Origin of the sequence: Mycobacterium angelicum (genome assembly GCF_002086155.1) — a bacterium.
Lineage (GTDB): Bacteria > Actinomycetota > Actinomycetes > Mycobacteriales > Mycobacteriaceae > Mycobacterium > Mycobacterium angelicum.
Genome location: NZ_MVHE01000299.1, coordinates 1 through 461 on the forward strand (window position 1 = coordinate 1; position 461 = coordinate 461).

A 461-nucleotide genomic window follows, 5' to 3' on the forward strand; every position below is an offset into this window, starting at 1 on the left:
CGCCCCAGATCTGCCAACCCGTAGTAGGCGGTCAGAAACACCACCGGAACACCAGCTGCCTGGATAAACGACAACCCCGCCGGCATCCCCACCACCCGCCGATGATCAGTCACCGCGACCGGACCTGCCCCAGGAAACAGCCCCATCACCGCATCCCCCACCGCCACACCGGCCACCTCTGGACCGACCTCGACGACCACCCCCGCGCCCTCTTGACCCAAAGCAGCATCAGCCTCCGGATACATCCCCAACGCGATCAGCACATCCCGGAAGTTGACCCCAACCGCCCGCAACGCCACCCGCACCTGCCCCGCGGCCAACGGTGCCTCTGCTACCGGCCAACCCTCTAACACGAGGTTGTCCACCGTGCCCTTACCGGTGATCCCCAACCGCCACGCCCGCCCCGCCGGCGGCGTCAGCACCCCCGCCACCGCAGCCTGCGCCAACCGAGCGACATACAC

The 461-nt window shown here is 68.1% G+C and carries 1 protein-coding gene; it reads right to left on the minus strand.

Annotated elements, in window-relative coordinates:
- Positions 1 to 461: alcohol dehydrogenase catalytic domain-containing protein (locus BST12_RS29485; RefSeq protein WP_170062240.1), on the minus strand; the 461-nt coding region annotated here is incomplete at both ends.